This window comes from Streptomyces sp. NPDC059169, assembly GCF_042755225.1.
Classification (GTDB): domain Bacteria; phylum Actinomycetota; class Actinomycetes; order Streptomycetales; family Streptomycetaceae; genus Streptomyces.
The window spans coordinates 157,222-181,794 of sequence record NZ_JBHZCF010000008.1 but is presented as its reverse complement, the minus strand read 5'-3'; the positions used below and the strand labels follow the sequence as shown (position 1 = coordinate 181,794).

Sequence of the window (24,573 nt, the reverse complement as noted above, 5' to 3'; positions counted from 1 at the left end):
GTGCCGCCCATGGCAAGTGTGCTCGTGGTCGAGGACGACCAGTTCGTGCGCTCCGCCCTCATCAGGCACTTGACCGAGGCCTCCCACACCGTACGGAGCGTCGGGACGGCCCTGGAGGCGCTGCGTGAAGTGGCCCATTTCCGGTTCGACGTGGTCGTTCTCGACCTCGGTCTGCCCGACCTCGACGGCGCCGAGGCGCTGAAGATGCTGCGCGGCATCACCGACGTTCCGGTGATCATCGCCACGGCTCGGGACGACGAGACCGAGATCGTGCGGCTCCTCAACGACGGCGCTGACGACTACCTCACCAAACCGTTCTCGGTGGAGCACCTGTCGGCCCGGATGTCCGCCGTGCTGCGCCGGGCCCGCGCCGTCACGGGTGATGCCCCGCCCAGCAGGCTGATCCAGGTGGGTGGGCTGTCGATCGATCCGCTGCGACGCCAGGCCGAGCTGGACGGCAGCCAACTGGACCTGACCCGGAGGGAGTTCGACCTGCTCGCCTTCCTCGCAGGGCGGCCGGGCGTCGTCGTGTCGCGCCGCGAGCTACTCGCGGAGGTCTGGCAGCAGGCGTACGGAGACGACCAGACCATCGACGTGCACCTGTCGTGGCTGCGGAGGAAGTTGGGCGAGACCGCCGCTCGCCCCCGGTACCTGCACACCCTCCGGGGGGTCGGGGTGAAGCTGGAGCCGCCGCAGTGAGATGGGCGCTGGTCAAGGTGTGCGTGGCGGTCACGACCATGGTCGTGATCGCCTTCGCGGTGCCGCTCGGGCTGGTCATCCAGGAGATGGCGAGGGACCGGGCGTTCTCAAACGCCGAACGACAAGCAGCCGCCATCGGCCCGACGCTCTCCATCACCACCGACCGGGACCAGCTGGAGCGGGCCGTGGCCTCCACCCAGGCAGGGGCGGCGAACCGGATGGCGGTGCACGTGCCCGCCTCAGACGAGACGGGCGGCCAAGAGCTGGAGATCGGCAGTCGGCGGGCCGTGATGAAGGACCTGAGGACCACGCAGCAGCTCGGCCGCGCATCCACCGCCGAGGTCCCGGGCGGCTCCGCGCTGCTGCAACCCACCGCGCTCAGCTCGGGGAAGATCGCCGTCATCGAGGTGTTCGTCCCGGAGGGCGAGGTCAGCAACGGCGTGACCACGGCCTGGCTGATGCTGGCGGGCGTCGGGGCGGCACTGATCGTCGGCTCGGTCGCGGTCGCCGACCGGCTCGGCGTGCGCATGGTCCAGCCGGCACAGCGGCTGGCCGGCGCCGCGCACGACCTCGGTGAAGGCAAGCTGGGCGCACGGGTCCCCGAGGAAGGGCCCACCGAACTCCGTTCTGCCGCAGTCGCGTTCAACTCCATGGCGGACCAGGTCGTCCAACTGCTGGCGAACGAGCGGGAGCTGGCCGCCGACCTGTCGCACCGGCTGCGCACACCACTGACGGTGCTCCGGTTGAATGCCGCATCGCTGGGCACGGGGCCCGCCTCCGACCAGACCAGGGCCGCGGTCGAGCAGCTGGAACGTGAGGTCGACACGATCATCCGCACGGCGCGGGAGGCGAAGCCGCAGACCCAGGCAGCCGGCCCGGGAGCGGGCTGCGACGTGTCCGCCGTCGTCCGCGAGCGCATGGAGTTCTGGTCGGCGCTCGCCGAGGACGAGGGGCGCAAGGTCCGGCTCGCCGGGGTGGACCGGCCCGTGCGGATCCCCGTGGCCAGGCCCGAACTGACCGCGGCGCTCGACGCGTTGCTCGGCAACGTCTTCCGGCACACCCCGGAGGGCACGGCCTTCTCGGTCGACGTGCACAACGGCGACGACGCCGTGATCGTGCTGGTGTCGGACGCGGGTCCGGGCATCGCCGATCCGGAGGCGGCACTGGCCCGTGGCAACAGCGGTGCCAGCCACGGTTCGACGGGCCTCGGGCTGGACATCGTCCGACGGGTCGCCGAATCGACCGGCGGTGACCTGCGCATCGGCCAGTCGGTGCTCGGGGGCACGGAGGTCCGCATCTGGATCGGGCTCGGTGGCGAGTCCCGCCCGCAGGGACGGCTGGGGAGGCGCACGGAGCGCCGCAGGAAGGGCGGCGTGGGCAGCCGTCGGGGCGCAGCGGACTGATCTCCCCGCAGGGGCGAACCATAATCGCCGCCGATGCGTTCCTTAAGTGCGCCCTAAGAACAGCAACCGCCACCCGGTTCGCGGTGTTTGCCCGATCCCGTGGGGCTAGCGTGCTGCTTCATCCACCCCCACTCCGTCATACAGAGGCAGGCACGATGGGCACCAGCACGCACCGGCGCCGGGCGAGCGGCAGGACCAGGGCGGTGGGCGCCGTCGTCGCCGCCGCGGTCATCGGCGGTGCCGCCTTCGCGCTCACCGGTACGGCGCAGGCGGCCGCGGTGGGCGCCGCGTACACGCGGACCAGCTCCTGGGAGGGCGGCTACACCGGGCAGTACGTCATCACCAATGACACCGGCGCGGTGCAGTCGGGCTGGAACCTCGAATTCGACCTTCCCGAAGGGACGAGACTCAGCTCGCTGTGGAACGGTGAGCACACGGTCAGCGGGCGGCACGTCACCGTGAGGCCCGCGCACTGGAACGAGGACCTGGCGCCCGGTGCGTCCGTCACCGTCGGCTTCGTGACCGCGGCGAGCGGCCAGCCGGGCGATCCTTCGGGGTGCTTGATCAACAATGCCGTGTGCACGGCCGGTGGGGGATCAACTCCGCAGCCGACCGGGCGGCCGACCGGCCGGCCCACGCCCGGCTCCACCCCGGCCCCGACGAAGACTGCGAACCCGACCGCCACGACCGCGCCCACGCGGACGACCACCCCCGCGCCGACCGCCACCGCCACACGGCCGACGGCAGCCGGGGCGAGCTTCGCCCCCTATGTCGACACCTCGCTGTTCCCGGCCTACGACCTCCTCGACACCGCGGCCAAAACGGGGGTGAAGGACTTCACCCTGGCCTTCGTCACCTCCGGCGGCGGTTGCGCTCCGCTCTGGGGAGGCGTCACCGGCCTCGGCGACGACACGGTCGCGTCGCAGATCAACGCCTTGCGCGCCAAGGGCGGCGACGTCCGGGTGTCCTTCGGCGGCGCTGCCGGCCACGAGCTCGCCCTGAACTGCTCCTCGCCGGAAGACCTCGCCGCGGCCTACGGCAAGGTCGTCGACCACTACGAGCTCACCAAGGTCGATTTCGACATCGAGGGCGCCGCTCTGCCGGATACCGCGGCCAACTCCCGTCGCGCGCAGGCGATCGCCGAGCTCCAGAGGGAGCACCCCGGCCTTGACGTGTCGTTCACGTTGCCCGTGATGCCCGAGGGCCTCACCCAGCCCGGGGTCGACCTGCTCGCCGACGCGAAGAAGAACGGCGTGAGGACCTCTGCGGTGAACATCATGGCGATGGACTACGGTCCTGCCTACAGCGGCGACATGGGCGACTATGCCGTCCAGGCGGCCACTGCCACGCAGGCGCAGGTCAAGGGTGTGTTCGGACTCTCGGACGCGGCAGCCTGGAAGTTGGTCGCCGTGACGCCGATGATCGGTGTCAACGATGTCGCGGTGGAGGTCTTCACCCCTGACGACGCCACCCAGCTGGTCGACTTCGCACGGTCGAAGGGCATCGGCCGGCTGGCGATGTGGTCCTCGGCACGCGACAGGCAGTGCCCGGGCGGTGCGAAGAACGCCGCCGATCCGACCTGCAGCTCCATCCTCCAGGAGCCGCTGGCCTTCACCAAGGCCTTCGCCGCCCGTTCGTGACGGCAGCGACCACCCAGCTCCCCCACCCGCGCGCCCCGACCGGTTCTTCCCCCCATCCGGTCGGGGCGTGTCCTTTGCGGCCCCCCGCCTACCGGCCGGGCGCGACCGTCCCGCCCAGCACGGCGGTCCGGAACCCCCCGGGGTCCTCGACCCACGGCATGTGGCCCGCACCACCGAGCACGATCCGCTCGACGTGCGGCAGCGCCGATTCCAGGGAGTCGACGGCCGAACGGGGGCGGATGTCCAGCGCCCCGTCCACGATCGTCACGGGGACCCGCAGGGCAGCGCACTCGGCGGTCCACCGCTGGGTGCCGAGGGTCCCGGACAGCTCCGCGGCGATGGTGCGGTTGCAGTCGACGTTCACGCCGTACCAGGGCGTGGCCATCCGCGCGGCTTCCTGCAGGGCGCGGTCGACGTCGGGGAACTCCACCGACCATCGCAGGACGCAGGACTCCCGCTCCTCCGTCTCCGTCAGGGGCCGGCCCTGCAGGGCCTCCCACCGCTCACGATGGGGGCCGAGGCCGCGCGCGAAGGCGCGGCGGTACGCGGGGTGCCAGCCAGCATCGGGGCCGATCCCCGTCCCGGACACGTACACCAGCCGTGCCACGCGATCAGGGTGCTCCAGTGCGTACCTCAACGCCAGCGTCGCCCCCCACGAGTGGCCGAGCAGCGCCATCCGCTCCAGGCCGAAGTGCCTCCGCACGGATTCCAGGTCAGCCACCGAGCGGGCGAGCGAGTAGGGTCCGCGGCGCTCGGAGCGGCCGCAGCCGCGCTGGTCCCACCGGTACACGGCGGCCCGGTCGGCGAGCTGTCCGGCCACCTCGCGGAACATGTCCCACAGGCCGGGGCCGCCGTGGCACAGCACGAGCGGCTCGCCCCTCCCCGTGCGCTCGGCCCACAGCCGTACCCCGTCGTCGGTCGTCAGCAATCTCCCAACACCCCTGTCCTGGCCAGCTCCCCGTACCAGCGGGCGCTGGACTTCGGGATACGGGCCTGCGTGTCGTAGTCGACGTACACGGCGCCGAAGCGCTTGCCGTAACCGTAGGCCCATTCGAAGTTGTCCATCAGGGACCAGAGGAAATAGCCGCGGACGTCCGCGCCGTCGGCGATGGCGCGGTGCACGGTGGACAGGTGACCGTGCAAGTAACGGATCCGGTCCGGGTCGTGGACGGTGCCGTCGGCGGCCGGCACGTCCGGGTAGGCCGCCCCGTTCTCCGTGACGACGAGCGGCAGCCCCGGTACGTCGCTGGTGTGGCGCATGAGCAGCTCGTACAGCCCGCTGGGGTCCACCGTCCAGCCCATGTCGGTGACTTCGCCGGGCGGCTGGTGGAAGGCGACGCGGTCGGCGCCGGGCCACGGGGAGTGCGCAACGGTGCCGGGACCGTCCGTCACCGCCCGGTCGCCAGCGGGGACGGAGGACACGACGGACGGTGAGTAGTAGTTGATGCCGAGCGAGTCCAGCGGGTGGTGGATGACGGCCGGATCGTCGTCGCGGACGAAGGACCAGTCCGTGAGGTGTGCCGTGTCCGCGAGCAGGTCCTCGGGGTACGCGCCGTGCAGCATCGGACCGCTGAAGATCCTGTTGGCCAGGGCGTCGATCCTGCGCCTGGCGTCCAGGTCCGCCGACGACCGCGTTCGGGCCCTGACCGCGCTGGGGTTGAGGCTCACCGACAGGTGCGCGCGCGCCGGCAGGACACTGCGCAGCGCCTGCGCGGCCAGCCCGTGGCCGAGGTTGAGGTGGTGCGCGGCGCGCAGTGCGGCCACCGGGTCCGTGCGCCCCGGGGCGTGCACGCCCGAGCCGTAGCCGAGGAAGGCGCTGCACCAGGGCTCGTTCAGTGTCGTCCAGCGCTCCACCCGGTCGCCCAGCGCTTCGGCGACGATGCGCGCGTAGTCGGCGAACCGCCGGGCCGTCTCCCGCTGCGGCCAGCCGCCCGCCGTCTCCAGTTCCTGTGGCAGGTCCCAGTGGTAGAGGGTGAGCACCGGCGTGATGCCGTGCTGTAGCAGGTCGTCGACGAGCGCCCGGTAGAAGTCGAGGCCGCGCTGGACCGCCGGGCCACGCCCGGTGGGCTGGACCCGGGGCCAGGACACCGAGAAACGGTACGCGTTGACCCCGAGGTCCGCCATCAGCCGGACGTCCTCGGCGCGGCGGTGGAAGTGGTCCACGGCGACGTCGCCCGTGTCCCCGTTCCGCACCTTGCCGGGACTGTGGCTGAACGTGTCCCAGATCGACGGCGTGCGGCCGGCCTCCCGCACCGCGCCCTCGATCTGGTAGGCGGCGGTTGCAGTGCCCCACAGGAAGCCGGGCGGAAAGCTGACGGGCATGGAGGACTCCCAACGTGTGCGGGGATGCGGAGGTGACGCCGTGAGGAGGAGAGGGCGACGGGGGTCAGCCCTTGACGGCGCCCTGCATGATGCCGCCGACGATCTGCCGGCCGAAGAGCACGAAGACGAGGAGCAGCGGAAGGGTGCCCAGCAGCGCACCGGCCATGATCACCGACTGGTCCGGGATGTAGCCGCGGCCGAGTCCGGTCAATGCCACCTGCACGGTGGGGCTGCCGTTCTGGGTCAGGGCGATGATCGGCCAGAAGAAGTCGTTCCAGGCCATGACGAAGGTCAGCATGCCCAAGACCGCCATCGCGGGCCGCGCCGCCGGGAGGACGACGTGCCAGATCACGCGCCAACTGTTCGCGCCGTCCGCCCTGGCGGCCTCGACAAGTTCGGTGGGGAGCGCTTGGACCAGGTACTGCCGCATGAAGAAGACACCGAAGGCGCTGACGAGCGTGGGCAGGACGACCGACTGCAGCCGGTCGGTCCAGGACAGTTCGGCGACCAGCATGTACAGGGGCACGACGCCGAGTTGTGGCGGCACCATCATCGTGCCGATCACGAGCAGCATGAGGAGGTTCTTGAACCGGAAGCGGAGTTTGGCGAAGGCGAAACCGGCGAGGGTGGAGAATGCCACGGTCCCCGCTGCCACCGAGCCCGCGACGATCGTCGAGTTGAGCAGTGCCACCCCCATGTTGGCATCCGCCCAGGCGATCTCCAGGTTCTGGAGGAGGTTCCCGCCGAACCAGAAGGGCGGGGGAGTCTGCGCCAGCCTCGTGGTGGTGCGGGACGCGGCGACCGCCGTCCACACGAGCGGGAAGAGGGACCCCATCGTGAACACGATCAGCACGGCGTAGGTGATCCGCCCGGCGTGCAGCTGGCGTCCGGCCGAGGAGCGTCGCTTCGTCGTCACGTCGGCCGTCCTTCCGTACCGGCCTGGAGCCGGCGGGCGAACAACCGGTTCACGACGCCGATCACCAGCAGGAGGAGGAACATCGTCCAGGCGATCGCCGAGGCCCGGCCGAGGTGGAGGTTCACCCAGCCCTGCTCGTACATGTAGAGCCCGAGCGTCTGGAACTGGTGGTCGGCGCCGCCGTTCGGCACCGCGCTGCCGTTGAAGAGCAGCGGCTCGCCGAAGAGTTGGGTCGCCCCGATCGTCGAGACCACACAGGTGAAGAGGATCGTCGGGCGCAGCGAGGGAACGGTCACGTGACGGAACTGCTGCCAGCGTGAAGCGCCGTCCAGCGCTGCCGACTCGTACAGGTCGTGCGGAACCGCCTGCATCGCCGCCAGGTAGATCAGCGCGTTGTAGCCCGTCCAGCGCCAGATCACGATCGTCGACACGGCGAACTGCGACGTCCAGGAGCCGTTCTGCCAGTCGACCGGACCGATTCCGATCGCCCCCAGGGCCCAGTTGACCATCCCGTAGTCGCGGCCGAAGAGCAGGACGAACACCAGGGTCGCGGCAGCCACCGACGTGGCGTACGGAGTGAGCACGGCGACCCGGAAGAACGCCGAGCCCCGCAGCCGGTAGTTGAGCAGGTGCGCGACGCCCAGGGCGATGAGCAGTTGCGGCACCGTGGACATCAGCCCGATGGTGAAGGTGTTCCCCAGCGCGTTCCAGAAGAACGTGTCCTCCAGTAGCCGGGAGAAGTTCCGTACTCCCACCCACTGCATGTCCGTCGGCGCGGTCAGCTCCACCCGGTGCAACGAGGCCCAGCCGGTGTAGAGCAACGGGAAGAGCCCGAACGCCGCGAAGAACACGAAGAACGGTGCCACGAAGGCATAGGGGCTCCACCGTACGTCCTGCCGGTACCGGCGACTGCGTCGGGCGCGACGCCGCGCCCCGCCGTAAGGGGCCTGGAGCCGGGGGCCCGCCGTGCCCCCCGTCCCCTGGGACCCTAGGGCGGAGGGCACGGCTCCTGCCGTACCGGTCGCGGGCCCGCTCACTGGTCGAGCGCGTTGTCGATGGCCTTCACCGCGGCGTCCCAGCCCTCCTGCGGGGACCGGCCCTTCTGGTCGACCTGCAACATGCCGACGTCCGCGAGGTTCTGGGCGATGACCAGGTCCTTCGGCCCGACGATCGTCACCGGGACACCCTCGGCCGCCCGCGAGAAGATGCGGCCGATCGGGGCGTTGCCGAAGTACGCGTGCCGGGCGTCGGAGACGGTGGGCAGCGCGTAGGCGGCGCTGGCGCTCGGGAAGCTCCCGCGCTCCTCGAAGAGCTTCGCCTGCTGTTCCGGTGCCGTCAGCCAGGCGGCGAGCTTCGCCGCCTCGGCCTTGTGCGTGCCGGCTTCCGGGACGACCAGGAACGATCCGCCCCAGTTGCTGGGGCGGGGTGCCGCGGCGACGTCCCACGTGCCCTTGCCGGCAGCGCCCGCCTTGTCCTGGATGTACCCGAGCATCCACGCGGGACAGGACACGGTGGCGAACGTGCCGTTGGCGTAGCCCTGGTCCCAGGCGGGCGTGAACTGCTGGAGCCTGGCGGTCAGTCGCCGTGTCGCGAAGGCGGCGGCGATGTCCCAGGCATCCTTCACCGCCGGGTTCGACTTGTAGACGAGACGGCCGTCCTCGTCGTAGAACCGCTTGGCACTCCCGCCGGTGATCGCGGCCAGCACACCGGAGGCCGAGTCCACGAACGCCGTGTCTCGAGGGGCTTTCGCCCGGTACCGCTCGCCCACCGCGAGGTACGCGTGCCAGTCGCCCGCCCAGAGACTGCCGACGGACTCCCGGTCGGTGGGCAGCCCGGCCGCGGCGAACAGGTCCTTGCGGTAGCAGATGCCCTGCGGCCCGATGTCGGTGCCCAGTCCGACCGTCTTCCCCTTCCCGTCGGTGGCCTGGGCCCACTTCCAGGGCAGGAAGTCGTCCTTGCGCACGCCGTCCGTCCTGCCAAGGTCGAGCAGCTTGTCGGCCTGGGTCGCCGTGATCTCGGCGATGTTGTTCACTTCGACGGCCTGGATGTCGGCGAGGCCGCTCCCGCTGCCCAGGTGGGTGAGCAATTGCGGGTAGTAGTTCTCGTTGCGCTCGATGGAGGTCTGCTTGATCTCGACCTCCGGGTGGAGCTTCATGTACGCGTCGTAGAGCCCGGCCTCTTTGAGTCCGAACGCACCGAAGACTCCCACCGTGATCGTCGTTCTGCCGTCCTTGCCGCTCCTTGCGCCCGAGGCGCCGCCCGGGGGCTCCCCTGCGTCGTCGGCGCAACCGGCGAGCAGCGCGGCACCGAGTGCTGCGGCGGTCACGAGGATTGCGGTCCTGCGCATGGCGTCCTCCTTGTCCCCTGACGTGCCGACCCCGGGCAACTGGCTTGGCGCGCGCGTTCGTTGAACCATGCGGCTCGGGCGGGGAACGTGCGGGTCGTGTAAGGGCGAGGTACTGTGGGAGCGCTCCCATACGTGATGTGTTGAAGGGTCGCGGCTCCCCGGAGGGGTGTCAAGGCGCCCGGCGCGTATTGTTCTCGGCCACGGGAGACCGGGGAGGCGGACATGGCGGATCGCCGTGGAGCACCTCGTGCGGGCGGCGCCGCCCGCACCGGGAGCAGGAGTTCGGGGCGCGGTGCGGGCAGACCCACCCTCGAGGAGGTCGCGGCGCGCGCCGGCGTGGGGCGCGGCACGGTGTCCAGGGTCATCAACGGCTCCCCGCGGGTGAGCGACGAGACCAGGGCCGCCGTGGAAGCCGCCGTGGCCGAGCTCGGGTACGTACCCAACCGAGCGGCTCGCGCGTTGGCCGCCAACCGCACGGACGCCGTCGCGCTGGTCGTGCCCGAGCCGGAGGCCCGCTTCTTCGCCGAACCGTACTTCTCCGACATCGTGCGCGGTGTCGGCGCGGTCCTCTCCGACACCGACATGCAGCTGCTGCTGACCTTCGCGGGGTCGGACCGCGGGCGGCGCAGGCTCGCCGACTACCTGGCGGCCGGGCGCGTCGACGGCGTGCTGCTGGTGTCCGTACACGCCGACGACCCGTTGCCGGAGCTGCTGGAGCAGCTCGGCATCCCGACGGTGATCAGCGGCCGCCGCTCGGCTGACGAACCGCTCGCCGCAGTCGACTCCGACAACACCGAAGGGGCCCGCGCCGCCGTGCGCCACCTCCTGGCCGGGGGGAGGCGTGCCATCGCGACGATCACCGGGCGCCTCGACGTGTACGGCGCGCAATGCCGCCTCGAGGGCTATCGGGAGGCGCTCGCCGCGGCGGGCGTCGGTCCCGACGAGCGGCTGATCGCGCCCGCGGACTTCACCGAAGAGGGCGGCCGTCGCGCCATGCGGGACCTCCTGGAACGCCGCCCCGCCCTGGACGCGGTCTTCGCCGCCTCCGACGTCATGGCAGCGGGCGCACGGCAGGTGCTGCGCGAAGCGGGAAGGCGCATCCCCGACGACGTCGCACTGGTGGGCTTCGACGACTCGGCAGTGGCCCGTCACATGGATCCCGCGCTCACCAGCGTGCGTCAGCCGATCGAGGAAATGGGCCGCACGATGGCCGGTCTCCTGCTCCAGGAGATCACCGGAGCGGACGCACCGGACCGCCCGAAGATCGTCCTGCCGACGCAGCTGGTCGTGCGCGACTCGTCGTGAGCGTTCCTATTCCCGGCCGGTCGGGATTCCCGGAGGGCGCGTGGGCGCCCGGGAGCACGCGCCCATGCGCACCGCTCGCCCACGTGTACCGCAGGCCCACGCGCACCGCTCGCGGGTGCGCCCAGCGATTCGGCACGCGCCCTGCTGTCCGGCGCGTACCGGAGCTGGCTCGTGCCCGCCCGCCGGTGCGCACCGGTCGTAGCCGGGCCGCTGGGCGGCCCGATGAAGGGCGGGCGGACGCCTGACCCGCGTCGTGGTGAGGGCGCGTCATCACCGCGCCCGGCGGCGTACGGGCGCGGGCGGGGCGCCACGGGCGACCGGTGACCGGGCCTCGGGGGTTCGCCGTGGCAGGGGGCCGCGCACGAGGCCGCGCGGGCGCTCCCGGGCCGGGGTGCGGTCTGTCGGCCCCGTGCGTCACCGGGCGGCCGGAGCCGATCCGGTCGGTGTCCCGTAGGTGAACCTCAACTTGTGCCGCGGGCTTGGTTCCCAGTCGCCGTGGCACCCGGCGCAGTACCAGCGCCACCTGTCGGGACAGCCGGGGGCGGTACGCGAGGTCTCCTTCCACAGCGTCGGCTTGTCCGGACAGTGTGGGCAGAGCGGCGGCTGGTGCAGCATGCGGTCTCCTCCAGTCGGTCCCAGCCTGCTGGGCGGACCGGTGGGCCGCGGTGCGGACCTGCGCCGGCCACCCGGATGAGGGAACGGGTCGGAGCCGCCTCGTGCCCGCCGGATCCCTGCCGGCGGCGGCCGGAGCCCGGCGGACGGGTCACCTACCGCGTGCCGTCCGGATGCGCAGGGATGCGTCCGGACGGACGCTGGGGGCATGGCAGAGCAGCCCCCAGTGATCGTCCATCCGGTGTCGCAGAGCGGCGGCCGACCGGTGACGATCCGTGGCGAGCGCGTCGGCGTGGCGTACCACCTTCTCGATCTGCTGGAGTTCGTGCGCCGCGCGGAGTTGCCGGAGGCCGATACCGCGATCGACGACCCGGAGCTGATCGAGTGGCGCGGCGGCGGCCCGGACGCCTGGGCGGATTCGTCCGGGTGACGGCGGTCGCGGGCGCCGGACCGGCCGGAGGCGATCACCGGTGCCCTGGGTCGGAGCCTTCCCCGCCGGCGCCGGGGAGGGAACGCGACAGAGGGCCGACCTGCTTCAGCAGGTCGGCCCTCTGTCTATCAGGGTGAGTGACGGGACTCGAACCCGCGGCATCCTGGACCACAACCAGGTGCTCTACCAGCTGAGCTACACCCACCACGACCGGTCCTTTTCCCGACCGGCCGAGAAAAAGTGTACAGGGTCCGAAGGGGTGCTCGCGCCAGCGTTTCTGTTCCCTCGCCGCGGACCCGCGACTCGGACCGTCCGGCCCTACTGCGCGGGCAGGACGTGGCGGGCCGCGATCGACTTGGCCGTGTCCGAATCGGGGCCGGGCTGCGGCACGAAGATCGCCTCGCGGTAGTAGCGCAGCTCGGCGATGGACTCGCGGATGTCCGCGAGTGCCCGGTGGTTCCCGTTCTTCTCGGGACTGTTGAAGTACGCCCTCGGGTACCAGCGGCGGGCCAGTTCCTTGACGGAGGAGACGTCGACGATCCGGTAGTGGAGGTACTCCTCCACCTTCGGCATGTCGCGCAGCAGGAAGCCGCGGTCGGTGCCGACCGAGTTGCCGCACAGCGGGGCTTTGCCGGGCTCCTTGACGTGTTCGCGCACGTACGCGAGGACCTGCTCCTCGGCGTCGGCGAGCGTCGTGCCGGCCGCGAGCTCGTCGAGGAGGCCCGAGGCGGTGTGCATCTGCCGCACCACCTCGGGCATCGTCTCGAGCGCCGCGTCCGGCGGGCGGATCACGATGTCCACCCCGTCACCGAGCACGTTCAGTTCCGAATCGGTGACCAGCGCGGCCACCTCGATGAGTGCGTCGTCGGTCAGCGAGAGCCCGGTCATCTCGCAGTCGATCCACACCATGCGATCGTTCATGCGTCCTACCTTAGGGCGCACTCCGCTGACCCGGGAGCGCCGGACGCCCGGAGGCGTACGCATCGGAGCCGGGCCTGCCCGGATCCAGTGGGTTGGCCTGGGCCAGCCCCGGTGCTCCTGGTCGACGCACGGCGTGTGCCGAGGCCTGGGCGGGCACTGCCGGTTCCGGCACCGGGGCGGGACCGGAGTCGCTCTGCGGGCGCCGGGCCCGGTAGGCGGCCCGGTACGCCGCGGGCGACGACCCCAGCTGACGCCGGAAGTGACCGCGCAGTGCCACCGGCGAGCGGAAGCCGCAGCGACCGGCGACCTCGTCGACCGAGTAGTCGGACGTCTCCAGCAGCCGCTGTGCCTGCAACACCCGCTGGGTGATCAGCCACTGCAGGGGAGCGCTCCCGGTGAGCGAGCGGAACCTGCGGTCGAAGGTCCGCCGGCTCATGTACGCACGCGCGGCCAGCGTCTCCACGTCGAACTGCTCGTGGAGGTGTTCCAGGGCCCAAGCCACGACCTCGGCGAGCGGGTCGGAGCCGATTTCCTCTGGTAAAGACCTGTCGAGGTAGCGCTCCTGACCGCCACTGCGCCGCGGTGGGACGACCAGCCTGCGGGCCAGGGCCCCGGCGGCCTCCGCGCCGTGGTCCGTCCGCACGATGTGCAGACAGAGGTCGATTCCCGCTGCGGTCCCGGCAGAGGTCAGCACGTCCCCGTCGTCGACGAAGAGCTCCCGCGGGTCCACGTGGACCGACGGATAGCGCTTCGCGAGGGTCGGCGCGTACATCCAGTGCGTGGTCGCCGGACGGCCGTCCAGTAGCCCGGCGGCCGCCAGGACGAACGCCCCGGTGCACAGTCCGACGATGCGGGCGCCCTCCTCGTGCGCCCGGCGCAGCGCGTCGACCGCTTCCTGTGGCGGCGGAGAGGTGATGGACCGCCAGGCGGGCACCACCACCGTTCCGGCCCTGCCGATCGCCTCCAGCCCGTACGGTGCGCTGAGTTCGAGGCCGCCGGTGGTCCGCAGCGGTCCGTCCTCCCCGGCGCACACGAGCAGCCTGTAGCGGGGAACTCCGGCGTCCTGACGGTCAATTCCGAACACCGAGAGCGGGATGGAACTCTCGAAGATAGGGCCGCCGCTGAACAGCAGCACCGCGACGACTTCGCGGCGGCGGCGCCCGGAAAGTTTCCGCGCAACCTCCGGTGCGGCGGAGTCCTGACTCATGACGCTAAGCCCCCCTCGGTGTTCGCGTCTCCCCGTTCCTGTCGGGCCTGTCGCTCCTGCACGTTTCCCCTCGGTTTGCACGAGTCCCCAGACTTCGATACTCATGATCGAATCTACTGCGTCCCGTGGCGCCGGCGTGACAAGTTCCCGATCCGGCACATTGTCGACAAGGCAACTTGGCGCGAAGCATTCGATCACGAAGCGTTCCACCTGCGGGCCCCGGTGGGAAGTGGGCGACGCATGCATGGCCCGTCCCCGTAGGGTGAGCGGCGCGTCCGTGGTCCTTTCCTCCCAGGTGGCAAGGGGGTTGACGGGCCATTTCGCCAAGGACACGCCGGGAACGTGAAGTTGGCTTGAAACATTCGGTTGCACGTATGTCGACCCCGGTTCCTCCCGGCGTATTTCGTGTGCGCCGTGCGCCAGCATCGTGCGCCCTGGCTTCAGATGTGCTGTACGCCACATGGGTAGATGGTCCGGACCGAGGTTCCAGCGGCCCGTTCGGGGTGTCGTGCGCCCGTGGTGTCCTCGGGGCCGGATCCGGTGCGCCGCTGTCGCGGACGTCGGGGGGCTCCGGTGGTGTTCCTGAGGGGGGAGGGGGATTCGGACGCGATGGTTTAGTCCTGTACGGGATGGTTGACGTCTGTACGGGGCGTGCCGTGGTTCGCGGAAATCGATCGCCGGAGGCGGGCGGCGGCCGGTCCGGATGTGGACCCATCGCCTCCGGGCCGTCCTTCTTTCGGTCCGTGTTCCACGAGGGTGTGACGGGTGCCGGAGGCGGGGGTGCCCGGGTGGGTCGCCCGGGGCGCAGGGTGAAGCCTGTACGGTGCAGGCGCCATTGCCATACGGAGCGTGCTCGTGCATGCTCCGTGGAACGCCGTGAGTAGGGCTCTGTGCCCTGGGCAGAGGAGGAGTGTCGCCGTACCCTTGGGGGTATGGGGTTGGGAAGATGATTCCCGGACACAGCTCCGCCGCTCACCGTTGCCCTCCCATGAGGATCTAACCCCCGAGACACCGATGGCCGGTCACGAATACTCCGAACCCGCGGACCGCAAGCAGGTCGCCGACCCCCTGTCGGACCTGCAGGCGGCGGAAGAGGCGCGCCCTTCCTGCGACCCCGCCTTCCGGCACGGAGTCGTCGTCGGTTTCGACGGCTCGATGTCCAGCGAGCGGGCCCTCGCGTACGCCGTCGGCTTGGCCCGTCGCTCCGGCTCCGGACTGATCATCGTGCACGTGGCCAACCGCCTCCCCACCACCGTGTGGGCAGGCTGCGAGCCGCCGGTCTTCGTCGACGTGCCGGACCACCGTACCGAGGTGCTCGGGCTGGAGCTGGCCTGCGCCGACTACCTCGCCGAAGTGCCGTGGATCCTCGTGGAGCGCGGTGGCGACATCTGTCACGAACTCGAGGAGGTCGGCCGGGAGTATTCGGCCGACGCCATCGTCGTGGGCTCCACTCACGGGATCGTGGGGCGCATTTTCGGCTCCGTCGCCGGACGTCTGGCGCGCCGTGCACAGCGCCCCGTCATCGTCATCCCCTGACGCCCCGAGCCCTCGCGGCACCCCGCGACCGCCCAGGTCGGACGCTGATGCGTAACTTTTTGACGACCGTCAAAACTACTCATGCGTACGAGTGGATTGTGCGTTTGTGAAGGGTAGGTACGAGTGGCTGGGATACAGCACCTAAGCGCGCACGAAGGGAGCCCGCCGTGGACAACGAAGTCTCCGCGGGAAGCGCCACGTCAACCACTCTCGGCCATCTCGCACTGGGACTCACGCTGCTGGCCTTCGGCCTCGGCAACACCGGTGTGATCGACAATGTCGCGGCATCGGATGCCGCAGCGCTCGCGACCTGGGTGGGCGGAGTCGCCCTGTTCGTCGTCGGGTTGCTCGAGTTCCGTACGGGCAACGCCGGTACGGGTACGGCCTTCGCCGGCCTCGGCGCCTTCTGGTTCACCTGGGGGACGGGTGTCGGCACGGACGTCTCGGCCGAAGCCGCCGGGCTCTTCCTGCTGTTGTTCGCCCTGTTGGCGCTCACCCTCACCGTCGCCGCCTCGGGCGGCGGGATCTTCGGCCAGGGCGTTTACGGGCTGTTGTGCGTCGCCATGCTGCTCCTCGCGATCGCGTCGTTCGCGGACAACGGCGGCCTCGCCAAGGCCGGCGGCTGGGTCGGTGCCGTCGCGGGTCTCGCGGCCTGGTACGGCGCCACGGCGACCCTGGCGCACTGGCCCACCTTCACCGGACGTGCTGCCGGCCGGGGGGTGACGGCCACCGGCTGAGCGGCCGCGGGCCGGCGCGAGGGCGACGCCGGCGGCGAAAGGGTGATCCCCCCTGCGCACGGGTGGCGTGCTCAGGGGGGATCGCCGTGGCGGTCCTGCGTCTTCCGCCGCCGGGCGGAACTACTCCACCGTGACGGACTTGGCCAGGTTGCGCGGCTTGTCGATGTCCCGGCCGAGGGCCAGGGCCGTGTGGTAGGCGAGGAGCTGGAGCGGGATGCCCATGAGGATCGGGTCCAGCTCGTCCTCGTTCTTCGGCACGACCACCGTGTGATCGGCCTTCTCCTGCTCCTGGTGGGCGACCGCGAGGATCTTGCCGCTGCGGGCCTTGATCTCCTCGAGCGCGGCGCGGTTCTTCTCCAGCAGCTCGTCGTCGGGGACGATCGCGACCGTCGGCAGCGCAGGCTCGATGAGCGCCAGCGGACCGTGCTTCAGCTCGGAGGCCGGGTAGGCCTCGGCGTGGATGTAGGAGATCTCCTTGAGCTTCAGGGAGGCCTCCAGCGCCACCGGGTAGCCGCGGACCCGGCCGATGAACATCATCGACTTGGCGTCGGCGTACTCGGCCGCCAGCTTCTTGATCTCGTCCTCCGATTCGAGGATCTCGGAGATCTGGGCGGGGAGCTTGCGCAGACCCTCGATGATCCGCTTGCCGTCGGCCACCGACAGGTCGCGGATGCGGCCGAGGTGCAGTGCGAGCAGGGCGAAGGCGACGACCGTGTTGGTGAAGCACTTGGTGGAGACGACACAGACCTCCGGGCCGGCGTGCACGTACACGCCGCCGTCCGTCTCGCGGGCGATCGCGGAGCCGACCACGTTCACCACGCCGAGGACGCGGGCGCCCTTGCGCTTGAGCTCCTGGACGGCGGCGAGCACGTCGTAGGTCTCACCGGACTGCGAGACGGCGATGTAGAGGGTGTCGGGGTCCACGACCGGGTTGCGGTAGCGGAACTCGGAGGCGGGCTCGGAGTCGGCGGGGATGCGGGCCAGGGACTCGATGAGGCCGGCGCCGATCAGGCCCGCGTGGTAGGAGGTGCCGCAACCGAGGATCTTCACGCGGCGGATGCCGCGGGCCTCGCGGGCGTCCAGGTTCAGACCGCCGAGGTGCACCGTGGAGAACCGGTCGTCGATGCGGCCGCGCAGCACGCGGTCCACGGCGTCGGGCTGCTCGCAGATCTCCTTGTGCATGTACGTGTCGTGACCGCCCATGTCATAGGAGGCGGCCTCCCACTCGACGGTCTCCGGGGTGGCGGTGGTCCGCGTGCCCGACGTCGTGTACGTGCGGAAGTCGTCGGCCTTCAGGGTGGCCATCTCACCGTCGTTCAGGGTGACGACCTGGCGGGTGTGGGTGACCAGGGCGGCGACGTCGGAGGCGACGAACATCTCCTTCTCGCCGATGCCGAGGACCACGGGGGAGCCGTTGCGGGCGACCACGATGCGGTCGTTGAAGTCGGCGTGCATGACGGCGATGCCGTAGGTGCCCTCGACGACCTTGAGCGCCTCGCGGACCTTCTCCTCGAGGCTGTCGGCCTGCGCGCGGGCGATCAGGTGGGTGAGCACCTCGGTGTCGGTCTCGGACGCGAAGACGACGCCGTCGGCCTCCAGCTTGACGCGCAGCTCGGCGGCGTTGTCGACGATGCCGTTGTGGACCACGGCGACCTTGTTCTCAGGGTCCATGTGCGGGTGCGCGTTGTGGTCGCTCGGGGCGCCGTGCGTGGCCCATCGGGTGTGGGCTATGCCGGTGGTGCCGGCGAAGCGCTTGGGGACGCGGGCCTCCAGGTCGCGGACGCGACCCTTGGCCTTGACCATCTTCAGTCCGCCGGACTTGGGGCTGGTGATCACCATGCCCGCGGAGTCGTAACCCCGGTACTCCAGCCGCGCCAGGCCCTCCAGCAGCAGCGGCGCGACGTCGCGCTTCCCGATGTAACCGACGATTCCGCACATATGGTTCTTGCCCCTCCAGGTTCGACGGGTGTTGTGCTCGGCCGCCCGGTGGAGCGGCCCGGCCGACTGTCAGCCGTAGACGATGCGGCGCAGCTGCCGGAGCGAGAGCTCCGGCGGTGCCACGGCGCGGTGCGGCAGCTCGGCCGCGATCCGCTCGAAGATCTCCGTGTTCGCGGCGCCGCCGGACTGCAGCTCTCGGTGGCGGCGACGGACGTACTCCTCGGTCGTTTCGTCGAAGAACGCCAGCACGTCGAGCACCACCCGGGCCGCCTCGCCGCGCCGGAGCGCGGTGCTGCGCACCAGGTGGTCGATGAGGTCGTCGTGCGACGAGCGGCGTTCGAGCACCCGTAGATATTGAGGGCTTCCCCCGTCGCTACGCAAGAATCCTGCCCGGTTTCGGGCAGAAAACTGCGTGATCGTGATTACATGCGGCGCCGGGTGACGTTTCACAGGCGCTTGAGGACCGCCTGCTTGGCGGTGGAGAACTCCTCGTCCGTCAGGGCCCCGGCCTGGTGCAGCTCCGCCAGCTCGCGCAGCTGTCGCAGCAGTACATCACGGTCCTCGGCCGCATGGGGGCCAGGAGGAGGAGCGCCGTCCGAGGGCGCGTGCGGATGCGGCATTCTGGCCGTCACCGCCGCCCCGACCAGCGCCATCAGGGGATCCTTCCGGAAGCCCCACAGCTCCACCGCGTAAGGGTCGTACTTCGGAGCGGGCGGGGTCCCCGTCCTGGCCACCCGGAACCGTAGGTAGCCGTTCTCCAGCCCGGATGCCGGGAGCCATTCGACCGCCGCCACGTCATCGAGCTCCACGATCCGGCTGCCGCCGGAGGCCTTGGACTCCTCCGTCTTCCAGTTCCACTCCAGCCGGATTCGCTCCCCGTCGAAGGCGACGGAGGCGTCGCCCGCGCCGACGGTGATCGGCAGGGTGGGGCCGGGGAGCAGGTACGCATTGGTCGGGCCGGTGTCGACCTGCTCCAGGAGGAGCGCGTTGCGGACCTCGTCGACGAGGTACTCGGCGACCCCCGAGCGATCGTTCGAGACGCTCAGCCGGTAGGGATCGGAGCCGTCCGCGAGCTTGCCCCCGGTGACCTGTAGGAGAGCGTCGGCGCCTTCGCGCAGTCGCAGCTTCAGTTGCCCCTCCTTCTTGCCGGGCGCGTACGAGATCCCGGCAAGGGCGTCCAGGGGTATCGCGACCTCGCCGAGGGTCTGGCGCAGTAACCCGACGCTCTTGTCGTGGCCGGGCACGATGCGCAACGTGGTCCCGTCGAAGTCCCACGCCCCGTCCTTCTGCATGATTTCCACCATGCGGGGATTGTTCCACCGAGAGGGCGGAAGCCACGGCTCCGTCGCCCCCGTCGCCCCGTCGCCCCCGTCGCCCCCGTCGCCCCCGTCGTCCCCGGGCGACCGCGCGATGACGTGCGCCCCGCGGGGGACCGTACTCCGCAGGGCGCACGCCGGTCCGTCAGCGGAACCGGGCGACCGGGTTCTCCAAGTGGCCCACCAGCTGGAGGGCTCCCGAGGGATCGGCGAGGTCCACCATCTGCTGGTTGTCGCGCAGCTGCAACCGGTTGAGGCAGGACAGCGCGAACTCGTCGGCGAACACGTCGTACCGGGCGAACCGGTCGGCCAGCTGCGGCATCGAGTGCTGGTAGGCGCGGATGCACTCGGCGACCGTCCGCCAGAAGCCGTCCTCGTCGAGCACGCCCTCCTCGGCCAACGCGGCGGCGAGGAAACGGAAGAAGCAGTCGAAGACGTCGGTGAAGACCGACAGCAGCTTCATGTCCTCCGGGACGTCGGCACGGACCCGCTCCACCGCCGGTGGGAGGACCGCGTCCGGGTCCATCACGCAGATCTCCTCGGCGAGGTCCTTGAAGACCGTCCGCGCCACGGCGCCGTCCTCGCCGAGCACGAGGATGACGTTCTCGCCGTGCGGCATGTAGACGAGGTCGTACGCGTAGAAGGAGTGCAGCACCGGCACCAGGTACGCGTCCAGATAGCGGCGCAGCCACACCTCTGGCGCAAGGCCGGACTGTGCGATCAGCGCACCCGCGAAGGACGCCCCGCTGCGGTCCACGTGCAGCAGTGAGGCCATCGTGGCGAGCCGCTCGCCGTCCTGGAGCGTGGGCACCGGACTCTCCCGCCAGAGGGCGGCGAGCATCTTGCGGTAGGGCGAGTACCGGTCGGTGGCCGCCTCGTACTCCAGGTGCCGGTAGCCGACCGCCGCCCGCTCCCTGATGATCGAGAAGCGGGCTGCCTTCAGTACGTCGTCCCGTTCGACCAGCGCGGCCAGCCAGTCGTTGATGGCGGGTGTGGCCTCCATGTACGCGGCTGAGAGACCCCGCATAAATCCCATGTTGACGACGGACATCGCCGTCTTCACGTAGTGCTTCGCCGGGTCGCTGGTGTTGAAGAAGGTACGGATCGACTGCTGGGCGAGGTACGCGTCGTCGCCCTCGCCGAGCGGCACCAGCCGGCGCTGGGCGACCTCCGAGGCGAAGGTGACGGACAGTTTGTTCCACCACTGCCAGGGGTGGACCGGCATCAGCAGGTAGTCGTCCGGATCGAGGGCGAGGTCGCGGAGCCGGGCGTCGAACCGGTCGAGGGTCTTCCGGCCCAGTTCGGTCCGCACCAGATCCTCGTAGGCGAGGTCGGCACAGGACGTGAAGGCGGCGCGGGAACGGTGTGCGGCCACCCACAGCAGCTTCACCGGGGCCGCGGCCTCAGGTGCGTACCGGTGGTACTCGTGGATGCCGAAGCCGAGCCTGCCGTTGTTGGCGACGAAGCACGGGTGGCCCTCGGTCATCCCGGTCTCGATCTCCTGGAAGCCCGCTCGGGCCAGGTCGGCGGCGGACGCCTCGGGCTTGGTGAGCTTGTACGCCGTTCCCGACAGGGTGGAGGAGATCTCCTCCAGGTAGACCGGCAGGATCTCGTCGGACAGCCCGAGCGACCCGCGCAGTTCTGTGAAGAACTCCAGGGCGTCCAGCGGCAGCGGTCCGCCGTCACGGTGGCGGGTGACGGATCCCGGCTCGACCTGCCAGTGGTCGAGCGCGAACCGGTGCGCCGTGAAGCGGTACTCCGTCCTTCCGTCGTCGCTCAGTACCGCATAGCGGCCGCCGCCGAGGTCCTTCGGCGCGAGGAGGCGCTCGTGGGAGAACTCGGCGAGGCCCTTGCGGATCAGCCGGCGGTTGGCCTCCGCCCACAGCTCGGGGGTGAGGTGCGCGACGCTGTCGATGGAGGTGGTCATCGGGCGGCCCCGACGGCTGCCTCGAACTGCTCCCGGGTGCAGAAGCTCAACAGTGCCTTCTTCTCTGGCTTCCGTATCTCGCGCGCGGGCACGAAACCGACCGCCTCGTTCAGCGCGTGCACGGCCTTGTTAGCCACGTCCGGCTCCACCACGACGCGCCGGGTCCGCGGGTCGGCGAACAGCTCGTGCATCACCGCGGTGATCACGGCGCGGGTGAAGCCGTGCACCGGGGTGTCGGTCGGGGCCACCAGGAAGTGCATGCCGACGTCACCGGGCTCCGGCTGGTACAGGCCGACCAGCTCGACGTGAGCCGGGTCGTACCGCTCCATCAGGAAGGCGGGTTCACCGTCGTGCAGACCGAGGAAGGCATCGTGGTGCTCGGCGGCCGCGATCGCCATGTACTCCCGTTCGACGTCATGGAGCGCGGCGTTCTGCATCATCCAGAACGCGGCCTTGGGGTGGGTGACCCAGCGGTGCAGCAGCTCGGCGTCCGCCAGGGGGTCCAGGGGGCGGAAGACGAACGCCCCGGGCGCGGGTGCGGTGGTGCTCATACGGCGAACTCCTGGAAAGCGATGGTCTTCTCTACGGGGTAGTACTCGCTGCCGAGCAGCTCACCGATGATGTAGGCGTTCCGGTACGGGCCCATCCCCAGGTCGGGGGAGGTGACGGAGTGCGTGTGGACGCCCGCGTTCTGCAGGAAGATGCCGCGTCCGGTGGTGTCGATCGAGTAGTTGCGGGCGACGTCGAAGCGCCCCTGGCCGTCCCAGCGGATGCGGTCGCGCACCGGCTCCAGGAAGTCGGGCGTGACGTACTTGTAGCCGGTGGCCAGGACCAGCCCCTCCGTCCGGATCTCGAAGTCCTTCTGCTGCTCCTCCTGCCGCAGCCCCAGCGTGTACGTCCCGTCCTCGTATCGGGCGCTGTGCAGAGCGGTGTTGGTGAGCAGCCGGGTGGGGACGGGGCCGCCGATCCTCTTCTGGTAGAGCAGGTCGAAGATCTCGTTGATGAGGTCCCCGTCGATGCCCTTGAAGAGGTTCTTCTGCTGCGACTCGAGCCGGTAGCGGGTGGGCTCCGGCAGCGCGTGGAAGTAGTCGACGTACTCGGGGGACGTCATCTCCAACGTCAGCTTGGTGTACTCCAGCGGGAAGAACCGCGGGGAGCGGGTGATCCAGTGGAGCCGGTAGCCGTGGACGTCGATCTCGGAGAGGAGGTCGTAGTAGATCTCCGCGGCGCTCTGACCGCTGCCCACGAGGGTGATGGACTCCTTCTTCTGCAGGGACTCCTTGGCCTGCAGGTAGCGGGAGTTGTGCACGGCGTCGCCGCCGAGGTCCCGGCAGGCGTCCGGGACGTGGGGCGGGGTGCCGGTGCCGAGCACCAGCCGGCGTCCGCGGTAGGTCTCGCCGCAGGCGGTACGGACGGCGTAGACCTCGTCGGCGGACTCGAACTCGACCGCGGTGACCGTGGTGTTGAAGCGGACGGTGCTCAATTGGGCGGCGGCCCAGCGGCAGTAGTCGTTGTACTCGGTGCGCAGCGGGTAGAAGTTCTCCCGAATGTAGAACGAGTACAGTCTCCCCTTCTCCTTCAGGTAGTTGAGGAAGGAGTAGGGCGAGGTCGGGTCGGCGAGGGTGACCAGGTCCGACATGAACGGCGTCTGCAGGTGTGCGCCGTCGAGGAACATTCCGGAGTGCCACTCGAAATCCGGCTTGGACTCCAGGAAGAGCCCGCTCAGTTCCTCCACGGGCTCGGTCAGGCACGCGAGGCCCAGGTTGAACGGACCGAGACCGATGCCGATGAAATCGTGGACGTCACGGTGCTCAGGACGCGTGGACAAGGTTCTCTCCCAGGTACTGCTCGGCGTGGCCGGCTATCAGATCGAGGACGGCGGCGATGTCGGCCACGGTCGTCTCGGGATTCAGCAGGGTGAATTTCAGGTACTGGCGACCGTCGACCTTGGTACCGGCGACGACCGCCTCACCGGAGGCGAACAGCGCCTTGCGGGCGTAGAGGTTGGCACGGTCGATCTCGGCCGGTGAGGTGACGCGGGCCGGGATGTGGCGGAAGACCAGGGTGGACAGTCGGGGCTCGACGACGACGTCGTAGCGCGGGTCACCGGCCAGCAGCTGCCAGCCTTGGGAAGCCAGGTCGCAGACCTCGTCGAAGAGGCTGCCCACGCCGTCGGCCCCCATGACGCGCAGCGTCATCCAGAGCTTGAGGGCGTCGAAGCGGCGGGTGGTCTGGAGGGACTTGTCGACCTGGTTGGGGATCTTCTCCTCGAGCGTGCGCCGCGGGTTGAGGTAGTCCGCGTGGTACGTGGCGTGCCGCAGCGTGGCGCCGTCCCGGACCAGCACCGCGGAGGAACTCACCGGTTGGAAGAAGGACTTGTGGAAGTCCACCGTCACGGAGTCGGCGTACTCGACGCCGTCCAGGAGGTGGCGGCGGGTCGGCGAGGCGAGCAGGCCACAGCCGTAGGCGGCGTCCACGTGCATCCAGGCGCCGAACTGCTCGCACAGCCCGGCGATCTCGGGAAGCGGGTCGATGGAGCCGAAGTCGGTGGTGCCCGCGGTGGCGACGACCGCCATCGGCGTCAGCCCCTCGCGTACGCACCTCTCCAACTCGGCGGCGAGGGCGACGGTCTGCATACGCCGGTCCCGGTCCACCGGGACGGACACCACGGCGTTCGGGCCGAGGCCGAGCAGGGTCGCGGACTTCTGGACGCTGAAGTGGCTGCACTCGGAGGAGAAGATGCGCAGCTTCGCCGGGTCCCTCGTCTTGGCTTCTTCGCGGGCGAGTAGCAGGCCCTGCAGATTGGACTGGGTGCCGCCGCTGGTGAACACACCGTCAGCGGCCGGTCCGAGGCCGATCCGGTCGGCCGTCCAGTCGATGAGGCGGCGCTCGATCAGCGTGCCGCCGACGCTCTGGTCCCAGGTGTCCAGGGACGAGTTGACCGCGGAGAGCACCGCTTCGCCGAGGACGGCCGGGATGACGACCGGGCAGTTGAGGTGGCCGAGGTAGCGGGGGTGGTGGAAGTAGACCGCGTCACGCAGGTAGAGCTCCTCGAGCTCGTCGAGTGCGGCCGCGGAGTCGCCGAGCGGCCGGTCGAGGTCGACGGCGGCGATCGCGGGGGCGAGCTCGGGGGGCGTCACTCCGGTGAACGGACGTCGCGTCGTGGCGAGTTTGTCCGCCACCCGCTCGACTCCTTCGGTCACGGAGCGCCGGTAGTGCTCCGCCGTTGTGCCGTTGAGCAGGTGCGAGCGCATGGTGGGGGTCCTCCCGATTGGGGACGAGGTCGCCCCGGGGTGTGGAGGGGCGAGACGGGCGGC

General features: G+C 70.4%; 21 protein-coding genes and 1 tRNA gene. 7 read left to right on the top strand and 15 right to left on the bottom strand.

Features of this window, described 5'->3' with window-relative positions; all coding sequences use genetic code 11:
* Window positions 1-9 precede the first annotated feature (9 nt).
* The 3 genes from ACFXOM_RS17200 to ACFXOM_RS17190 all read left to right on the top strand — a co-directional run bounded on the left by ACFXOM_RS17200 (window position 10) and on the right by ACFXOM_RS17190 (window position 3,742).
* Complete coding sequence (locus ACFXOM_RS17200; protein WP_384931387.1) at window positions 10-699, top strand: response regulator transcription factor; 690 nt, start codon at window positions 10-12, stop codon at window positions 697-699.
* The gene (locus ACFXOM_RS17195; RefSeq protein WP_384931390.1) at window positions 696-2,102 is read left to right on the top strand and encodes a sensor histidine kinase; all 1,407 of its coding nucleotides are present in this window, start codon (window positions 696-698) and stop codon (window positions 2,100-2,102) included. Before ACFXOM_RS17200 ends, ACFXOM_RS17195 begins: the two co-directional genes overlap by 4 nt.
* A 155-nt stretch (window positions 2,103-2,257) precedes the next feature.
* Window positions 2,258-3,742 carry a cellulose binding domain-containing protein gene (locus ACFXOM_RS17190; protein ID WP_385038359.1) on the top strand — a complete coding sequence of 495 codons (1,485 nt, stop codon included), beginning with the start codon at window positions 2,258-2,260 and terminating at the stop codon, window positions 3,740-3,742.
* Window positions 3,743-3,830: 88 nt separating this feature from the next.
* Here ACFXOM_RS17190 and ACFXOM_RS17185 read toward each other — a convergent pair whose 3' ends face one another.
* From ACFXOM_RS17185 to ACFXOM_RS17165, 5 genes are all read right to left on the bottom strand, one after another.
* Complete coding sequence (locus ACFXOM_RS17185) at window positions 3,831-4,670, bottom strand: alpha/beta fold hydrolase (RefSeq protein WP_384944935.1); 840 nt, start codon at window positions 4,668-4,670, stop codon at window positions 3,831-3,833.
* Window positions 4,664-6,064, bottom strand: coding sequence for a GH1 family beta-glucosidase (locus ACFXOM_RS17180; protein ID WP_384931399.1), 1,401 nt, complete (start codon window positions 6,062-6,064; stop codon window positions 4,664-4,666). The genes ACFXOM_RS17185 and ACFXOM_RS17180 overlap by 7 nt, the downstream gene beginning before the upstream one ends.
* Before the next feature lie 64 nt (window positions 6,065-6,128).
* Window positions 6,129-6,980, bottom strand: a complete 852-nt coding sequence (locus ACFXOM_RS17175) for a carbohydrate ABC transporter permease (RefSeq protein ID WP_384944933.1) — start codon at window positions 6,978-6,980, stop codon at window positions 6,129-6,131.
* A complete protein-coding gene (locus ACFXOM_RS17170; protein WP_384931405.1) occupies window positions 6,977-8,017 on the bottom strand; it encodes a carbohydrate ABC transporter permease in 1,041 nt (346 codons plus the stop codon). Before ACFXOM_RS17170 ends, ACFXOM_RS17175 begins: the two co-directional genes overlap by 4 nt.
* On the bottom strand, window positions 8,014-9,327 hold the full coding sequence (locus ACFXOM_RS17165; protein WP_384931408.1) for an extracellular solute-binding protein: 1,314 nt from the start codon (window positions 9,325-9,327) through the stop codon (window positions 8,014-8,016). Before ACFXOM_RS17165 ends, ACFXOM_RS17170 begins: the two co-directional genes overlap by 4 nt.
* A 222-nt stretch (window positions 9,328-9,549) precedes the next feature.
* Here ACFXOM_RS17165 and ACFXOM_RS17160 point away from each other — a divergent pair, with 222 nt between their 5' ends.
* Both ACFXOM_RS17160 and ACFXOM_RS17155 read left to right on the top strand, forming a co-directional pair.
* A complete protein-coding gene (locus ACFXOM_RS17160; RefSeq protein ID WP_384931411.1) occupies window positions 9,550-10,632 on the top strand; it encodes a LacI family DNA-binding transcriptional regulator in 1,083 nt (360 codons plus the stop codon).
* 820 nt (window positions 10,633-11,452) lie between these two features.
* Window positions 11,453-11,674: a hypothetical protein gene (locus ACFXOM_RS17155; protein ID WP_384931414.1), complete on the top strand. Its 222-nt coding sequence runs from the start codon at window positions 11,453-11,455 to the stop codon at window positions 11,672-11,674.
* A 132-nt stretch (window positions 11,675-11,806) separates the two neighbouring features.
* Here the strand turns inward: ACFXOM_RS17155 and ACFXOM_RS17150 are convergent.
* The 3 genes from ACFXOM_RS17150 to ACFXOM_RS17140 form a co-directional block, all read right to left on the bottom strand.
* Window positions 11,807-11,879: transfer RNA gene (locus ACFXOM_RS17150), tRNA-His, on the bottom strand.
* A gap of 113 nt (window positions 11,880-11,992) precedes the next feature.
* Complete coding sequence (gene orn / locus ACFXOM_RS17145; protein ID WP_384931417.1) at window positions 11,993-12,595, bottom strand: oligoribonuclease; 603 nt, start codon at window positions 12,593-12,595, stop codon at window positions 11,993-11,995.
* A 10-nt stretch (window positions 12,596-12,605) separates the two neighbouring features.
* Window positions 12,606-13,802 carry a helix-turn-helix domain-containing protein gene (locus ACFXOM_RS17140; RefSeq protein WP_384931419.1) on the bottom strand — a complete coding sequence of 399 codons (1,197 nt, stop codon included), beginning with the start codon at window positions 13,800-13,802 and terminating at the stop codon, window positions 12,606-12,608.
* A 1,014-nt stretch (window positions 13,803-14,816) separates the two neighbouring features.
* On the opposite strand from ACFXOM_RS17140, the gene ACFXOM_RS17135 reads away from it, so the two are divergent.
* Both ACFXOM_RS17135 and ACFXOM_RS17130 read left to right on the top strand, forming a co-directional pair.
* Window positions 14,817-15,338 carry a universal stress protein gene (locus ACFXOM_RS17135; protein WP_384931422.1) on the top strand — a complete coding sequence of 174 codons (522 nt, stop codon included), beginning with the start codon at window positions 14,817-14,819 and terminating at the stop codon, window positions 15,336-15,338.
* A 167-nt stretch (window positions 15,339-15,505) separates the two neighbouring features.
* A complete protein-coding gene (locus tag ACFXOM_RS17130; protein ID WP_384931425.1) occupies window positions 15,506-16,075 on the top strand; it encodes an acetate uptake transporter in 570 nt (189 codons plus the stop codon).
* A gap of 120 nt (window positions 16,076-16,195) precedes the next feature.
* Here ACFXOM_RS17130 and glmS read toward each other — a convergent pair whose 3' ends face one another.
* From glmS to ACFXOM_RS17095, 7 genes are all read right to left on the bottom strand, one after another.
* Entirely contained in the window at window positions 16,196-18,013 is a 1,818-nt protein-coding gene (glmS, locus tag ACFXOM_RS17125) for a glutamine--fructose-6-phosphate transaminase (isomerizing) (RefSeq protein ID WP_384931428.1), read from the bottom strand.
* 69 nt (window positions 18,014-18,082) lie between these two features.
* A complete protein-coding gene (locus ACFXOM_RS17120) occupies window positions 18,083-18,358 on the bottom strand; it encodes a hypothetical protein (protein WP_384931430.1) in 276 nt (91 codons plus the stop codon).
* A 101-nt stretch (window positions 18,359-18,459) separates the two neighbouring features.
* Window positions 18,460-19,317 carry a DUF4429 domain-containing protein gene (locus ACFXOM_RS17115; RefSeq protein WP_385038356.1) on the bottom strand — a complete coding sequence of 286 codons (858 nt, stop codon included), beginning with the start codon at window positions 19,315-19,317 and terminating at the stop codon, window positions 18,460-18,462.
* A gap of 157 nt (window positions 19,318-19,474) precedes the next feature.
* A complete protein-coding gene (locus ACFXOM_RS17110) occupies window positions 19,475-21,256 on the bottom strand; it encodes an IucA/IucC family protein (RefSeq protein WP_384931436.1) in 1,782 nt (593 codons plus the stop codon).
* Window positions 21,253-21,807: a GNAT family N-acetyltransferase gene (locus ACFXOM_RS17105; protein WP_384931438.1), complete on the bottom strand. Its 555-nt coding sequence runs from the start codon at window positions 21,805-21,807 to the stop codon at window positions 21,253-21,255. Before ACFXOM_RS17105 ends, ACFXOM_RS17110 begins: the two co-directional genes overlap by 4 nt.
* A complete protein-coding gene (locus ACFXOM_RS17100; protein ID WP_385038353.1) occupies window positions 21,804-23,084 on the bottom strand; it encodes a lysine N(6)-hydroxylase/L-ornithine N(5)-oxygenase family protein in 1,281 nt (426 codons plus the stop codon). The genes ACFXOM_RS17105 and ACFXOM_RS17100 overlap by 4 nt, the downstream gene beginning before the upstream one ends.
* Window positions 23,068-24,510, bottom strand: coding sequence for a pyridoxal phosphate-dependent decarboxylase family protein (locus tag ACFXOM_RS17095; protein ID WP_384931443.1), 1,443 nt, complete (start codon window positions 24,508-24,510; stop codon window positions 23,068-23,070). The genes ACFXOM_RS17100 and ACFXOM_RS17095 overlap by 17 nt, the downstream gene beginning before the upstream one ends.
* Window positions 24,511-24,573: the final 63 nt, after the last annotated feature.

Bases quoted from the DNA above. Each gene is read 5' to 3' on its own strand.
- ACFXOM_RS17200 (WP_384931387.1), top strand. From the start codon at position 10: ATGGCAAGTGTGCTCGTGGTCGAGGACGACCAGTTCGTGCGCTCCGCC.
- ACFXOM_RS17190 (WP_385038359.1), top strand. From the start codon at position 2,258: ATGGGCACCAGCACGCACCGGCGCCGGGCGAGCGGCAGGACCAGGGCG.
- ACFXOM_RS17180 (WP_384931399.1), bottom strand. From the start codon at position 6,064: ATGCCCGTCAGCTTTCCGCCCGGCTTCCTGTGGGGCACTGCAACCGCC.
- ACFXOM_RS17165 (WP_384931408.1), bottom strand. From the start codon at position 9,327: ATGCGCAGGACCGCAATCCTCGTGACCGCCGCAGCACTCGGTGCCGCG.
- ACFXOM_RS17160 (WP_384931411.1), top strand. From the start codon at position 9,550: ATGGCGGATCGCCGTGGAGCACCTCGTGCGGGCGGCGCCGCCCGCACC.
- ACFXOM_RS17155 (WP_384931414.1), top strand. From the start codon at position 11,453: ATGGCAGAGCAGCCCCCAGTGATCGTCCATCCGGTGTCGCAGAGCGGC.
- orn (WP_384931417.1), bottom strand. From the start codon at position 12,595: ATGAACGATCGCATGGTGTGGATCGACTGCGAGATGACCGGGCTCTCG.
- ACFXOM_RS17140 (WP_384931419.1), bottom strand. From the start codon at position 13,802: ATGAGTCAGGACTCCGCCGCACCGGAGGTTGCGCGGAAACTTTCCGGG.
- ACFXOM_RS17135 (WP_384931422.1), top strand. From the start codon at position 14,817: ATGGCCGGTCACGAATACTCCGAACCCGCGGACCGCAAGCAGGTCGCC.
- glmS (WP_384931428.1), bottom strand. From the start codon at position 18,013: ATGTGCGGAATCGTCGGTTACATCGGGAAGCGCGACGTCGCGCCGCTG.
- ACFXOM_RS17115 (WP_385038356.1), bottom strand. From the start codon at position 19,317: ATGGTGGAAATCATGCAGAAGGACGGGGCGTGGGACTTCGACGGGACC.
- ACFXOM_RS17110 (WP_384931436.1), bottom strand. From the start codon at position 21,256: ATGACCACCTCCATCGACAGCGTCGCGCACCTCACCCCCGAGCTGTGG.
- ACFXOM_RS17105 (WP_384931438.1), bottom strand. From the start codon at position 21,807: ATGAGCACCACCGCACCCGCGCCCGGGGCGTTCGTCTTCCGCCCCCTG.
- ACFXOM_RS17095 (WP_384931443.1), bottom strand. From the start codon at position 24,510: ATGCGCTCGCACCTGCTCAACGGCACAACGGCGGAGCACTACCGGCGC.